The sequence below is a fragment of the Fodinicurvata fenggangensis DSM 21160 genome (assembly GCF_000686045.1).
Classification (GTDB): domain Bacteria; phylum Pseudomonadota; class Alphaproteobacteria; order Kiloniellales; family DSM-21159; genus Fodinicurvata; species Fodinicurvata fenggangensis.
Map to the genome: position 1 here is coordinate 13,092 of NZ_JMLV01000009.1, position 12,286 is coordinate 25,377.

General features: G+C 68.7%; 13 protein-coding genes. 4 read left to right on the plus strand and 9 right to left on the minus strand.

The window, feature by feature from the left end; translation table 11 throughout:
• Positions 1-5: 5 nt before the first annotated feature.
• From BP38_RS0112435 to tsaD, 5 genes are all read right to left on the minus strand, one after another.
• A complete protein-coding gene (locus BP38_RS0112435; RefSeq protein ID WP_026987987.1) occupies positions 6-380 on the minus strand; it encodes a Rieske (2Fe-2S) protein in 375 nt (124 codons plus the stop codon).
• A gap of 11 nt (positions 381-391) precedes the next feature.
• Complete coding sequence (locus tag BP38_RS0112440; RefSeq protein WP_026987988.1) at positions 392-805, minus strand: EVE domain-containing protein; 414 nt, start codon at positions 803-805, stop codon at positions 392-394.
• Between the two features lie 128 nt (positions 806-933).
• Positions 934-1,218 (minus strand): YciI family protein, encoded by a 285-nt coding sequence (locus tag BP38_RS0112445; RefSeq protein WP_026987989.1) that lies wholly within the window; start codon positions 1,216-1,218, stop codon positions 934-936.
• Between the two features lie 96 nt (positions 1,219-1,314).
• Positions 1,315-2,313 carry an NAD(P)H-dependent glycerol-3-phosphate dehydrogenase gene (locus BP38_RS0112450; RefSeq protein WP_026987990.1) on the minus strand — a complete coding sequence of 333 codons (999 nt, stop codon included), beginning with the start codon at positions 2,311-2,313 and terminating at the stop codon, positions 1,315-1,317.
• 40 nt (positions 2,314-2,353) lie between these two features.
• Positions 2,354-3,433: a tRNA (adenosine(37)-N6)-threonylcarbamoyltransferase complex transferase subunit TsaD gene (gene tsaD / locus BP38_RS0112455; protein ID WP_035725153.1), complete on the minus strand. Its 1,080-nt coding sequence runs from the start codon at positions 3,431-3,433 to the stop codon at positions 2,354-2,356.
• 167 nt (positions 3,434-3,600) lie between these two features.
• On the opposite strand from tsaD, the gene hemC reads away from it, so the two are divergent.
• From hemC to BP38_RS20550, 4 genes are read left to right on the plus strand one after another with little or no spacing between them, the layout of a single operon-like run.
• Positions 3,601-4,542, plus strand: coding sequence for a hydroxymethylbilane synthase (hemC, locus tag BP38_RS0112460; RefSeq protein ID WP_026987992.1), 942 nt, complete (start codon positions 3,601-3,603; stop codon positions 4,540-4,542).
• A 1-nt stretch (position 4,543) separates the two neighbouring features.
• Positions 4,544-5,290 carry a uroporphyrinogen-III synthase gene (locus tag BP38_RS20545; protein ID WP_051609327.1) on the plus strand — a complete coding sequence of 249 codons (747 nt, stop codon included), beginning with the start codon at positions 4,544-4,546 and terminating at the stop codon, positions 5,288-5,290.
• The gene (locus BP38_RS0112470) at positions 5,287-6,816 is read left to right on the plus strand and encodes a COG4223 family protein (RefSeq protein WP_026987993.1); all 1,530 of its coding nucleotides are present in this window, start codon (positions 5,287-5,289) and stop codon (positions 6,814-6,816) included. Before BP38_RS20545 ends, BP38_RS0112470 begins: the two co-directional genes overlap by 4 nt.
• Positions 6,816-8,300 carry a heme biosynthesis protein HemY gene (locus BP38_RS20550; protein ID WP_051609328.1) on the plus strand — a complete coding sequence of 495 codons (1,485 nt, stop codon included), beginning with the start codon at positions 6,816-6,818 and terminating at the stop codon, positions 8,298-8,300. Before BP38_RS0112470 ends, BP38_RS20550 begins: the two co-directional genes overlap by 1 nt.
• On the opposite strand, the gene ptsP is transcribed toward BP38_RS20550, so the two are convergent.
• The 4 genes from ptsP to rapZ form a co-directional block, all read right to left on the minus strand.
• Positions 8,288-10,093: a phosphoenolpyruvate--protein phosphotransferase gene (ptsP, locus tag BP38_RS0112480; RefSeq protein ID WP_035725156.1), complete on the minus strand. Its 1,806-nt coding sequence runs from the start codon at positions 10,091-10,093 to the stop codon at positions 8,288-8,290. The genes BP38_RS20550 and ptsP overlap by 13 nt on opposite strands.
• Positions 10,083-10,379, minus strand: a complete 297-nt coding sequence (locus BP38_RS0112485) for an HPr family phosphocarrier protein (RefSeq protein ID WP_051609329.1) — start codon at positions 10,377-10,379, stop codon at positions 10,083-10,085. Before BP38_RS0112485 ends, ptsP begins: the two co-directional genes overlap by 11 nt.
• A 10-nt stretch (positions 10,380-10,389) precedes the next feature.
• The gene (locus tag BP38_RS0112490) at positions 10,390-10,800 is read right to left on the minus strand and encodes a PTS sugar transporter subunit IIA (RefSeq protein ID WP_026987996.1); all 411 of its coding nucleotides are present in this window, start codon (positions 10,798-10,800) and stop codon (positions 10,390-10,392) included.
• Positions 10,801-10,876: 76 nt separating this feature from the next.
• On the minus strand, positions 10,877-12,280 hold the full coding sequence (gene rapZ, locus BP38_RS0112495) for an RNase adapter RapZ (protein WP_081816648.1): 1,404 nt from the start codon (positions 12,278-12,280) through the stop codon (positions 10,877-10,879).
• Positions 12,281-12,286 lie beyond the last annotated feature (6 nt).

Sequence of the window (12,286 nt, forward strand, 5' to 3'; positions counted from 1 at the left end):
GGTTTTCAGGAGCCCCAGTCTTCCGGTGGCTGCGCCAGGACCTGGCCGTCTTCGCGCAGCTCAAGGGGCACCGGCGGCAGGTGGTCGCCCTTGCAGGGGCCGGCCACGCAGGCGCCCCGGTCCAGGGTGAAGAGTGCGCCGTGGGTGTGGCAGAGCAGGTGCCGCCCGTCGCGCGTCAGGAACTTGTCGGGGAAGATCTCGAGCGGCGTGCCCAGGTGCGGGCAGGAATTGACATAGCCATGCAGTTGCCGGCCCTGGCGGACGACGATGACGGACAGGCCGTCCGTCCGGCCGGGCAGCTCGAAACCGCGCGCGCCGCCGTCGGGCAGCTCGTCCAGATGGCAGAGGGGGATAGAGGGGGGAAGATGCCCCGGCGCCATGGCGGCTGGGCTCAGGCCTCGGTCTCGGCCAGGCCGCAGATGACCTTCCAGTGCTCCTCGGACACCGGCACCACCGACAGGCGCGACTGCCGGATCAGGGCCAGGCCGTCCAGGCGCGGGTCTTCCTTCATCTGCTGCAGGGTGACCGGGGTTTCCACAGGCTTCACCGCCTCGACATCCACCATGCCGAAGCGTCCGCTTTCGTCGGTGTGGTCGGGGTAGTATTCCTTGACCACGCGCACGATGCCGACAATGCGCTTCTCGTTGACCGAGTGATAGAAGAAGGCCAGGTCGCCCACCTTCATGGCCTTCATGTTGTTCGAGGCCTGGTAGTTGCGCACGCCGTCCCAGTGGGTGCGCTTCTCGCGGACCTGGTCGTCCCAGGACCAGGTGTTGGGTTCGCTCTTCAACAGCCAGTAAGCCATCGCGCTCAGGATCTCCTGTCAATTCTGCCCATGGGCGCCGCCGGCCCTCTTGTGCAGGCCGCTCCCTCTTGTGCGCGTCGAGGGGCGCGCTGTAAAGCGAAGGCCGGCCGCAATCGGGGCGGGGGCGGTCAGTTGTGGGGAAAGACCCGCTTGGTGGCGCGGATCTCGACGTTCTCGAACAGGCCGGCGCGCGCATAGGGATCGCCGGCGGCAAAGGACTCGGCCGCGTTGCGGTCGGGCACGTCCAGGACGATCAGGCTGCCGGCCGGGGTCTGCCCGTCCTCGCCCATCAGGGGGCCGGCATAGACCAGCTGGTCGCCGTGGCCTTCCAGATAGGACAGGTGCGCCGGCCGCTTTTCCTTGCGCAGGGCAAGGCCGTTGGCTTTGTCGTGACAGATCAGGGCGAACAGCATGCGCCAGTCTCCGCTTAGTATCTCTTATCTTTTGTCGGCAAGCCTACAGCAGCACTGCGGCAGGGGGAAGACTCCAGGTGCGTTCGGCAGTGGGATTCAGGCCGTTTCCTTCTTCAGCGGGCGGGCCAGCATGGCCTGGATCGTCTGGTCCAGGTCGGCGCCGCCGTTGACCACGGCGTCCACGGCGCCGGCAATGGGCAGGTCCACGCCCAGGCGGCGCGAGAGCAGGCTGGCCGCCTGGGCGGTGTAGACACCCTCGGTTACGCCCCGCCTGCTGGCCAGGGCGTGCTCCAGGCTGTCGCCGCGGCCCAAGGCATAGCCCAGGGAATAGTTGCGCGAGGCGCGGCTGGTGCAGGTGAGCGTCAGGTCGCCCAGGCCCGACAGCCCCATGAAGGTGTCGCGCCGGGCCTCCAGGTGCGTGCCCAGGCGCGCCATCTCGGCCAGGCCCCGGGTGATCAGGGCGGCGCGCGCGTTCTGCCCCAGGTCTCGGCCCTCGACGATGCCGCAGGCGATGGCCACCACGTTCTTGAAGGCGCCGCCGATCTCGGCCCCGCGGGGATCGTCGGACAGGTAGGGGCGGAAGGCGCCGCCCGCCAGGGCACCGGCCAGGCGGCTGCCGGCCAGGCGGTCGCGGCAGGCCAGGGTGACGGCGGTGGGCAGGCCGCGCGCGGTCTCCTCCGCGAAACTGGGGCCCGACAGCACGGCCAGGGGCTGGCCGGGCAGGGTCTCTTCCACCACCTGGCTGGGCAGCTTGCCGCTGTCGCGCTCGATCCCCTTGGCGCAGATCACCAGCGGGCAGTCGGCGGGCAGCCGGCCGGCCAGCGCGGTGCAGAGATCGCGCAGGCCCTGGGCGGGAATGGCCAGCAGGACGGCCTGCGCCGAGTCCAGGCAAGCGTCCAGGTCGCTGCTGGCGCGCACGGCCGCGTTCAGCGCGATGCCGGGCAGGTGGCGCGGGTTCTCCTGGCGGCTGTTGATCGTTTCGGCCAGCTCGGCGTCGCGGGCCCAGAGCGTGACCTGTCCGCCGGCAAGTGCGGCGATCTGGGCCAGGGCGGTGCCCCAGGCGCCGGCGCCCAGAACGGCGATGTTGTGCAGCATGGTGGGTCTCCTCCTATGCGCCTCGATTTATGCGTCCTGGCTATGCATCCTGCCGCTCCGGGACAGGGGGCGCTCCGGGATAGGGGCGCGCGCCGGGGGGCTGCAGCTCCACCAGCGGCCAGCGCGGCCGGGCGGGAAAGTCCAGCGGTGCGGAGTCTCCAAGTCGCAGGCGCTCCAGGCCGGCCCAGGCGATCATGGCGGCATTGTCGGTGCAGAGCTTGAGCGGCGGCGCCACCAGCCGTGTGTCCACTTCGCCGGCCAGGCGGTCCAGGCGGGCGCGCAGGGCCGCGTTGGCGGCGACCCCGCCGGCGACCACCAGCGGGCCGGGCTGTCCGCGTTCGGCCCGGAAGCGCGCCAGTGCATTGCGGCAGCGGTCCTCCAGGATGTCGGCCACGGCGGCCTGGAAGCTGGCGGCCAGGTCCCGGCGGTCCTGCAGGCTTGGCACCTCGATCTCGGACAGCGCCTGTCGCACCGCGGTCTTCAGGCCGGAAAAGGAAAAGTCGCAGCCGGGACGGCCCTTCATGGGCCGGGGCAGGGCGAAGCGGCCGGCGTCCCCCTGCTTTGCCGCCTGCTCCAGGGCCGGCCCGCCCGGATAGCCCAGGTCAAGCAGCTTGGCCGACTTGTCGAAGGCCTCGCCGGCGGCGTCGTCCACCGTGCCGCCATAGCGCTGGTAGCGGCCCACGCCGTCCACGGCCAGCAGCTGGCAGTGCCCGCCCGAGACCAGCAGCAGCAGGTAGGGGAAATCCACATCGTCGCTCAGCCGCACCGTCAGGGCGTGGCCCTCCAGGTGGTTGACGGCCAGGAAGGGCAGGTCGTTGACCGCCGCCAGAGCCTTGGCCGTCATGACGCCCACCAGGACGCCGCCGATCAGGCCGGGGCCGGAAGTGGCGGCCACGCCGTCCAGATCGCGGAATGTCAGCTCTGCCTCGTCCATGGTGGCGGCGATCAGGCGGTCGAGATGCTCCAGGTGGCTGCGCGCCGCAATCTCGGGCACCACGCCGCCGAAGGCCTGGTGCTCGGTGATCTGGGACAGCACCTTGTGGGCCACGATGGTCCGGTCGTCGCGGACCACGGCGGCCGCCGTCTCGTCACAGGAGGTTTCGATGCCCAGTACCAGCATGCGTCTCGTCTCATCAAATTGCGCGTGCGCGCGAGGGCCTACAGGCCTTTATCCCCCAAGGTCTTTATCCCCGTGCTCAGCTATGCCTATAACTGGCAATGCCCCGGGGCAAGCGAAAGCCCATCCCGGATATTATTTGCAGAATTTGCGGGGAAAGACACAACGGCATGCCTCTTCTGAAACTGGGAACACGCGGCAGCCCCCTGGCGTTGGCACAGGCCGAGGAGGCCCGGCGCCTGCTGGCTGCGGCCCATCCCGACCTGCGGGCCGAGGACGCCATCGAGATCGTGATCATCAAGACCACCGGCGACCGGGTGCTGGACCGGCCGCTGGCGGAGATCGGCGGCAAGGGCCTGTTCGTCAAGGAAATCGAGGAGGCTCTGGGCGACGGCCGGATCGATGCGGCGGTGCACTCCATGAAGGATGTACCCACCTGGCTGCCGGACGATTATACCATCGCAGCCGTCCTGGAGCGCGAGGATCCGCGCGATGCCTTCTTCTCGCCGCATGGCGCCTCGCTGGCCGACCTGCCCCACGGCGCCCGGGTGGGCTCGGCCTCGCTGCGCCGCCAGTCCCAGATTCGCCATGCGCGCCCGGACCTGGAGGTGGTCAACTTCCGCGGCAACGTGCAGTCGCGCCTGCGCAAGCTGGGCGAGGGGCAGGTTGATGCCACCCTGCTGGCGCTGGCCGGGCTGAAGCGCCTGGGGCGCGAGGACCTGCTGCAGGCGGTGCTGCCCGTCGAGGAGATGCTGCCGGCGGCCGGCCAGGGCGCCATCGGCCTGGAATGCCGACGCGAAGATGCGCGTACGTTGGAGTACGTACGAGCGATCGACCACGGGGAAACCTCCCTCCGCGTGGGCGCGGAACGGGCCTGCCTGGACGTCCTGGAGGGCTCCTGCCGTACGCCGATCGCAGCCCTGGCCGAGCTGACGGCAGGGGGTGAGCTGCACCTGCGCGCCCTGGTGGCCGAGCCCGACGGCAGCGCCCTGAACCGGGCCGAGCGCCGGGGACCGGCCGACCAGGCCGAGGAGATCGGCCGCGCGGTGGGCCAGGAACTGCGCACGGCGGCGGGCGAGGCCTTCTTCGAGGCCCTGAAGGACCTGTTCTGACATGCATCTTCTCCTGACCCGGCCGCGCGCGGACGCAGAGGAAACCCTGGCGGCGCTCGAGGCTCGGGGGCACCAGGTCTGGCTGGAGCCGCTGCTGGAGATCCAGCCGCGCGAAAGGGCCGCCCTCGACCTGGAGGGGGTGCAGGGGCTGGTGATCACCAGCCGCAACGGCCTGCGCGCCTATCTGGAGGCCTGCCCGCGCCGGGACCTGCCGGTCTATGCGGTGGGCCCGGCCAGTGCCGAGGCCGCGCGCCAGGCCGGTTTTGCCGAGGTGCAATCGGCTGACGGCGATGCGGTCAAGCTGGCCGCCCTGATTCAGCGCCAGGTCGATCCCGCGGCTGGCGCCCTGCTGCATCCCTCGGGCCGTGACGTGGCCGGTGCCCTGGGCGCACGGCTGGAAGCGGCGGGATACGACCTGCGCCGCGTGGTGCTGTACGAGGCGCGCGCCGCCCGTGCGCTTTCGCCCGCGACATCAGGGCTCTTGCGGGGCGGTACTCTGAATGCTGTACTTCTTTTCTCTCCCCGTACGGCGGAGACCTTTGCTAGACTGGTTAAGCAGGAGGAGTTGGCCTCCGCCTGCGCGGGCCTGCAGGCCTTCTGTCTCAGTCCGGCAGTGGCGGCTGCGGCCGGCAGCTTCTGGCAGGCCGTGCATACGGCGGAGAAGCCGAATCAGGCGGCCATGCTGGCCCTGATCGATGGGATGGACCCCGGAACGGGTGAACAGGAAAGCGGGAAAGGAAGCAGATGACCGAGGATAACGGCGAGGGCGAGACACCGCGCAACCCCGAGGACACCAGCAATTCGGCCGAGGCCGTCATCGCACGTTTCGGCGGGCTGCGGCCGATGGCCTCGAAGATGGGGCTGGCCGTCTCCACCGTTCAGGGCTGGAAGAACCGCGCCCATATTCCCCTGTCGCGCCACGACGAGATCCGTGCGGCGGCCGAGAAGCACGAAATCGAGCTGGACGAGGCCGAACTGACCCGCGCCAGCGGAGAGGACCGGCCCCAGGCAGCCGCTGCCGGCGAAGCCGGCGCTGACTCTGCAGCGAGTGCCAAGGGGGACGAAAAGACCACGAGCGCCACGGAAGCCCCGCGCACCACCGAGGATGTCTGGCGCACGCGTGAACCCGCCGCCCCCCGCAGCGAGAGCGCTGAGTCCGCACAGTCACAGGCTGCGCCGCGCCGCAGCGCGGCCCCGGCGCTGGTGGCCGGCGCCGTCCTGCTTGTCATCGGGGCCGGGGGTGCGGTTCTGACGCGCGACGCCTGGTTGCCGCTGGTGGATTCCGATGCGGCCAGCTCGGGCCAGCAGACGGCCGAACGCCTGCAGGCCATCGATGGCAAACTGGAGCAGCTGCAAGGCAACAATAGCGGGCTGACCCAGGATGACCTGAAGCCCCTGCAGACGCAGCTTGAAGGCCTGGACGAGCGGATGGCGGAGCTGGCCAGTCAGGTCGAGCAGGTCGGCCGCACGGCTGGGCAGGAGCAGGACAGCCTGGACAGCCTCAACGACCAGGTCGGCCAGCTTTCGGGCCGGCTTGACGAGATTTCCGGCAACCTGCCGGGCGGCGAGGTCTGGCAGGAGCAGATGGGCAAGCTGGAGGATCAGCTGAGCCAGATGTCGGACGCAGCCTCGCAGATTCGCACCCGCGCGGAATCCCGGACGGCCGCCGCCTTCGCCGTCGGCCAGCTGCGCGATGCCGTGCTGCAGGCCCGGCCCTACGCGAACGAGCTGGCGTCGGTGCGGCGCCAGGAAGGCGCGGACTCCCGGATTGCCGAACCGCTGGAGCAGCTTGCCGACAGCGCCGAACAGGGCGTGCCTTCACTGGCGGAGCTGAAACGAAGCTTTCCCGCAACCGCACGCGAGATCGTGCAGCAGGCGCGCGAGAGCCGGGCCGACAGCTGGGCCGAAGAGATATGGAACCGTGCCTCCGCCCTGGTGACGGTGCGTCCGGTCGGTGAGCGCAGTGGCGACGACGCTGAAGCCATCGTGGCGCGCGCTGAGCGGCGCCTGGAGGAAGATCAGCTGGCGGCTGCTGTCCAGGAGCTGGAGGCGCTGCAAGGGCCGCCGGCCGAGGCGGCGTCCAACTGGTTGGCCCAGGCCAGGAAGCGCCTGCAGGCCGAGCAGGCCCTGAAGGCGCTGGGACAGAGCGTCTATGAGTCTTCTGAGCCACCGGCTGGAGAGGACTCGGGTACGCAGGAATCAGGCTCTCAAGATACGGGCTCTCAAGGCACGGGCTCCCAGGACGCGGGCGCCCAGGACGGGAGTGACAGCTGATGTGGCGCGGCATCTTCTTCTTCATCAAGCTGGCGATCCTGGTCGCCATCGCCGTCTGGCTGGCGGAGCGGCCCGGCGCCGTCTCCATCGAATGGATTGGCTATCGCGTGGACACCACGGTTGGCCTGTTGCTGGCCGCGATCTTCATCCTGGTCGTGGTTGGTGCGCTTGCCTATCGTTTCTGGCGGGCCCTGCGTGGGGCGCCCCGGTCCCTGGGACGCGCGCGTCAGCGCAGTCGCCGTCGCAAGGGCTACGAGGCGCTTACCAACGGGCTGGTGGCGGTTGCCGCCGGCGATGCGCCCCAGGCCAACAAGTGGGCCGGCCGGGCCAGCAACTTGCTGGACGAGCCGCCGCTGGTGCGCCTGCTTGAGGCCCAGGCGGCCCAACTGGACAACGACGAACCCACGGCCAAGGAACGCTTCACGGAAATGCTGGAGTATCGCGAGACGCGCTTCCTGGGTTTGCGCGGCCTGTTCCTGCAGGCCATGCGCGACGGCGACGAGGAAGCCGCCCGCAGGTACCTGGAGCGGGCGCGCAACCTGCGCCCCCAGACCCCCTGGGTCCTGAACGGCCTGTTCGAGCTGAGCGAGCGCACCGGCGACCTGGATCGCGCCGAGGAAACCATGCGCGAAATCGAGAAGCAGCACCTGCTGCCCCGGCCCGAGGCCAACCGCAAGCGTGCCGTGGTGCTGGTGGAGGCCGCCGAGGCGGACGAGGCCGCGGGCGATACGGCTAGGGCGCGCGGGCACCTGGCCAGCGCCCTGAAGCTGGAACGCGGCTTCGTGCCGGCCATCCTGATGGCCGCGCGCCTGGACCAGCAGAAGGGCCGCATGCGGCGGGCGCGCAAGCTGCTGGAGCAGGGCTGGCGGGAGCAGCCGCATCCGGGCATGGTCGAGGTCTACCTTGAGGAGCCGGGCCTGGCCGACAAGCCCTATGAGCGGATCAAGCGCATCGAGCGCCTGACACACAGCCATCCGGACCATCCGGAAAGCCGGATTGCGCTGGCTCAGGTGAACCTGGACGCCGAGCTCTGGGGCGAGGCGCGCTATCATCTGAAGAAGCTGCTCGAAAGCACGCCGGAACAGCGGGTCTTCCGCATGATGGCCACGCTGGAGGAGCACGAAAACGGGGATTCCGAGAAGGCCGCGGAGTGGCTGCGCAGGGCCGAGGATGCCAATCCCGATCCCGCATGGATCTGTGGCAACTGCGGTGCGATCTCGGGCAAGTGGAACGCGCACTGCGGGGTCTGCAATGCCTTCGACACGCTGCTCTGGCGTTCGCCGCGTCACAGTTCGATGAACCTGATCGGCACACCGCCTGTGGAGATCGAGCAGATCCAGGAGGGCGAGTTCAGCGAGGACACGCCGGAGGATACGCCGGGGGAAACGCCCCAAGAGACCGACACGCAGGCCGCTTCGGACGACTCAGAGGAAACAGCCGAAGGGCGTGAATCCGAGGGGCGTGAAAAGGCTCAGTCGGCCTGAAGCTCTTCCAGGAAGCGATCCAGCCGGCGCGAAACCTCGGCGCGGTCCCGTTCGGCCAGGATGTCCTCTGCCAGTTTTTCTGTCGCCGAGAGGTGTAGCGAGCGCGTGCGTGCCTTCACGCGCGGCAGGGCCTTGGGGCCCATGGAAAGCTCGCGCACGCCCAGCCCCAGGAAAAGACCGGTATAGCGCGGATCGGCGGCCATCTCGCCGCAAACCGAGACCGGCCGGCCCCACTTGCCGGCCGCGGTGATGGCCTGGTGGATCAGGCGCAGCACGCCGGCATGCAGCGGGTCGTAGAGGTTGGCCACGCGTTCCTCGCCCCGGTCGATGGCCAGGGTGTAGGAGATCAGGTCGTTGGTGCCGATGGCAAAGAAGTCCGATACCTCGGCCAGCGCGTCGGCGGCCAGTGCGGCGCCCGGCACCTCGATCATTACGCCCAACGGTGGCAGCGGGTCGGGCAGATTCACGCCCTCTGCGCGCAGGTCGGCCGCCACCTCCTGCAGGATGCCGCGCGCCTCGACCACCTGGTCCGTCGAGGAGATCATGGGCAGCAGTATGCGTACGGGTCCGCTGACAGAGGCCCTGAGAATGGCCGAGAACTGGGTGCGCAGCAGCTCGGGCATCTTCAGGGACAGGCGGATGGCACGCAGGCCCATGGCAGGGTTGGGCGAGGTGCCGATATGCTGCCCCAGCGAGGGGGCCAGCTTCTCGCCGCCCACGTCCAGGGTGCGGATCGTCACCGGCAGGGGCGTCATGTCTGAGACAATCTGCTGCAGCAGGCGGGTCTGTTCCGCCTCGCCCGGCAGGTCCTCGCGGTTCATGAAGAGGAATTCCGTGCGCAGAAGGCCGATACCCTCGGCCCCCACATCGCGGGCCTGGGGAATCTCGGACGGCAGCTCCAGGTTGGCCTGCAGGGTCAACTGTGTCCCGTCCAGCGTTTCCGCCGGCAGGTTGCGTATGCCGGACAGGGCGCGGACGGCGGCAGCCTGCTCCTTGCGCCGTTCCTGATAGAAAGCCAGGCGCTCGGGACTGGGGTTCAGGAAGATCCGCCCTTCCTCGCCGTCAAGAATGGCCGGGGTGCCTGGTGCGATTCCGGTCAAGAGGTCCGAGACGCCCAGCACGGCAGGCAGGCCCAGTGCGCGCGCCATGATGGCGGTGTGTCCCTCGGCCCCGCCCAGGACGGCGGCGAAACCGCCGATGCGGGCCGGGTTCATCAGGGCCGTGTCGGCGGGCGTGATCTCTTCGGCCACGATGATGGAGTTGCGTGGCAGGCTGTCATAACTCTGGAAATAGCGGTCGGTCAGGTTGCGCAGGATGCGCTGGCCCACGTGCTGCACCTCACTGCCGCGGCTGCGCAGGTAGGGATCCTCCATGGCATTGAAGGTCCCGGCAATCTCCTCGATCTCGGTGGCCACGGCGGCTTCGGCATTGACCTGCTCCTGCTCGATGCGCCGGGCCACGCCGCTGTGCAGGTGGCCGGACTGCAGCATCTGGTCGTGGGCCTCCAGCAGATAGCCCAGCTCTTCGGCCGAGGAGCCGTGGAAACTGGTGGCGCGCTGGCGCAGTTTGCGCAACTGGCGGCGCGCCTTCTCCACCGCCTTCTCGAAGCGTGCCAGTTCACCGGACACCTCTTCGGGGGCCAGTTTCTTTTCGCTGACAGGCACATCGCCGGGCTCGCGAAAGAAGATGTGTCCGATCGCAACGCCGGCCGAGACGCCAAGTCCCTGCAGGACACGCTCTTCCGTGGCGTTTGCGGTGTCCTTGTCGTTGTCGGCGTCAGTGTCAGTCTTCATCGAATTTGCGCCTGATCAGCTCTTCCAGGGCATCCAGAACCTCGGTGGCATCCGGGCCCTGGGCCTGCAGTTCAATTTCACAGCCCGGCCCCGCTGCCAGCATCATCAGGCCCATGATGGAGGAGCCGGTAACCTGCTGGTCCCGGCGGATCACCAGGACTTCGGATTGGTAGGTCGCCACCAGCTTGACGAACTTGGCCGCGGCGCGCGCATGAAGGCCCTTGCGGTTGCAGATCGTGACCTGGCGGACCGCCGTCTCCTCCGAGGATATGTCGCCGCTGTCCAAGGCCTGTCTCCTAGCAGGAGGTTTCGTCTTTCAAGAGCTGCGAGGCGACGTGGATGTACTTGCGCCCGGCTTCCTGCGCCTGCCGGACGGCGCCGGGAAGCTGCTCGCGGTCGCGCACACTGGCCAACTTGATCAGCATGGGCAGGTTGATGCCGGCGATCACCTCCACGTTCTTCTGCTCCAGGACGGAAATGGCCAGGTTCGAGGGGGTGCCCCCGAACATGTCCGTCAGGATGACGACGCCGTCGCCTTCATCCACCTGCGAAACCGACTCGAGGATCTCCTGGCGTCGCTGTTCCATGTCGTCCTCGGGGCCGATGCAGATCGCCAGGGTGTTGGGCTGTGCGCCCACGACGTGCTCCATGGCCGCCACGAATTCGCGGGCCAGGTTGCCGTGAGTCACCAGGACGAGACCGATCATTCTACCTCCTTGCCGGCACCGGACGGCTGTTCTAGCGCAAATAAGGGGGTTGTGCAGCCTGAAATGGCAAGCCTGCCTACGATTTCCTGCGGCCGCGCGCCGGTTGCCGGCCGCGCTCCAGTTCCCGATGCGAGAGGTGAAGCGGGTGTTTGCCCTTGTCCAGCCAGCGAAACACCTCTTCTGCAGCGGCCACGGAGCGATGCCGCCCGCCCGTACAGCCGAAAGCCAGCGTCAGGTAGCTCTTGCCGTTCGCCTCATAGCCTTCCAGCAGGGAGTCCAGCAGCGCCGTCAAGTGATCGAAAAAGAGCTGGAAGGCAGGGTCGGCCGTGACGAAGGCCTGCACCGCGCTGTCCTGTCCTGTCAGGGGACGCAAATCCTCCTGGTAATGGGGGTTCTCCAGGAAGCGCATGTCGAACACTAGATCGGCCTCGCGCGGCAGGCCGAAGCGATAGGAGAACGAGGTTACGAAGACCTGCATACGTGCGTCCGCGCGCGAGGCGAAACGGGCTGACAGCAGGCGGTGCAGTTCGGGTGGGGCCAGGTCGCTGGTATCGATGACCTGATCCGCCCGGGCGCGCAGTGGCATCAGCAGGCTGCGTTCGGCTGCAATGCCTTCGGCCAGCGGTCGATTGAGCGCCAGGGGATGCCGCCGCCGCGTTTCGGTGAAGCGTTGCTGCAGGACCTGGTCGTCGCATTCGAAGAACAACAGCGAGAACGCCAGCTCCCGATTGCGTTCCAGGCGGTCGATCTGCTCCAGGAAAAGCTCGACGGAAAAATCCAGGGTGCGGCTGTCGATGCCGACGGCCAGGGGCTGGCGCTGGGCATTGGCACCGACGATGCCGTCGATCAGGCCCAGGGGCAGGTTGTCGATCGCCTCGTACCCGATGTCTTCCAGGACCTTCAGGCCAAGGGTGCGCCCTGCACCCGAGAGACCGGTGATCAGGAGCAATTCGGGCGGGCCATCCTGCTGCCTATCGGACTGGCTGGCGGAGACTGCGCCCTGCAGCAGGTCCGACAGGCTGCGCGCCCGGCTGCGCAGGGCCATGCGGATGAAGGCCCCGGCCGAGGGGGTGGCCGGGTCCAGGGCCAGGCGCGGCACCTCGGTCTCCAGCAGGCTTTCTCCCTGTTCGTCGGGCAGCCGGTTGTCGCTCTGGCCAGGGGCCAGGTCGACGATCAGACCCAGTGGCGCATCCTCGATACAGGGCACTTCGACAATCCCGAATCCGCGGACCTCCAGCAGACCCGAGAGACGTTCGGGAGGGCGCAGGTGCAGCAGCTTGCCGCGCCGCTGTAGCTGGATGCGATCGTCGCCGACCAGACTGCCGCCCTCATCGATCAGGCGCAGGGCCAGGGCCGACTTGCCTGAACCTGAAGGCCCGCGGAGCAGGACCGCAAGCGGGCCGAACTGGGTCTCCACGGCCACAGCCGTGGCGTGCAGGTCAAGAGTGGGCGGGGTTCGGGACTCTTCTGGATCGCTCATTGCGGG

What these genes read in the sequence shown, in the direction of transcription:
- BP38_RS0112435 (WP_026987987.1), bottom strand. Translation starts at nt 380, where the DNA reads ATGGCGCCGGGGCATCTTCCCCCCTCTATCCCCCTCTGCCATCTGGAC.
- BP38_RS0112440 (WP_026987988.1), bottom strand. Translation starts at nt 805, where the DNA reads ATGGCTTACTGGCTGTTGAAGAGCGAACCCAACACCTGGTCCTGGGAC.
- BP38_RS0112445 (WP_026987989.1), bottom strand. Translation starts at nt 1,218, where the DNA reads ATGCTGTTCGCCCTGATCTGTCACGACAAAGCCAACGGCCTTGCCCTG.
- BP38_RS0112450 (WP_026987990.1), bottom strand. Translation starts at nt 2,313, where the DNA reads ATGCTGCACAACATCGCCGTTCTGGGCGCCGGCGCCTGGGGCACCGCC.
- tsaD (WP_035725153.1), bottom strand. Translation starts at nt 3,433, where the DNA reads ATGCTGGTACTGGGCATCGAAACCTCCTGTGACGAGACGGCGGCCGCC.
- hemC (WP_026987992.1), top strand. Translation starts at nt 3,601, where the DNA reads ATGCCTCTTCTGAAACTGGGAACACGCGGCAGCCCCCTGGCGTTGGCA.
- BP38_RS20545 (WP_051609327.1), top strand. Translation starts at nt 4,544, where the DNA reads ATGCATCTTCTCCTGACCCGGCCGCGCGCGGACGCAGAGGAAACCCTG.
- BP38_RS0112470 (WP_026987993.1), top strand. Translation starts at nt 5,287, where the DNA reads ATGACCGAGGATAACGGCGAGGGCGAGACACCGCGCAACCCCGAGGAC.
- BP38_RS20550 (WP_051609328.1), top strand. Translation starts at nt 6,816, where the DNA reads ATGTGGCGCGGCATCTTCTTCTTCATCAAGCTGGCGATCCTGGTCGCC.
- ptsP (WP_035725156.1), bottom strand. Translation starts at nt 10,093, where the DNA reads ATGAAGACTGACACTGACGCCGACAACGACAAGGACACCGCAAACGCC.
- BP38_RS0112490 (WP_026987996.1), bottom strand. Translation starts at nt 10,800, where the DNA reads ATGATCGGTCTCGTCCTGGTGACTCACGGCAACCTGGCCCGCGAATTC.
- rapZ (WP_081816648.1), bottom strand. Translation starts at nt 12,280, where the DNA reads ATGAGCGATCCAGAAGAGTCCCGAACCCCGCCCACTCTTGACCTGCAC.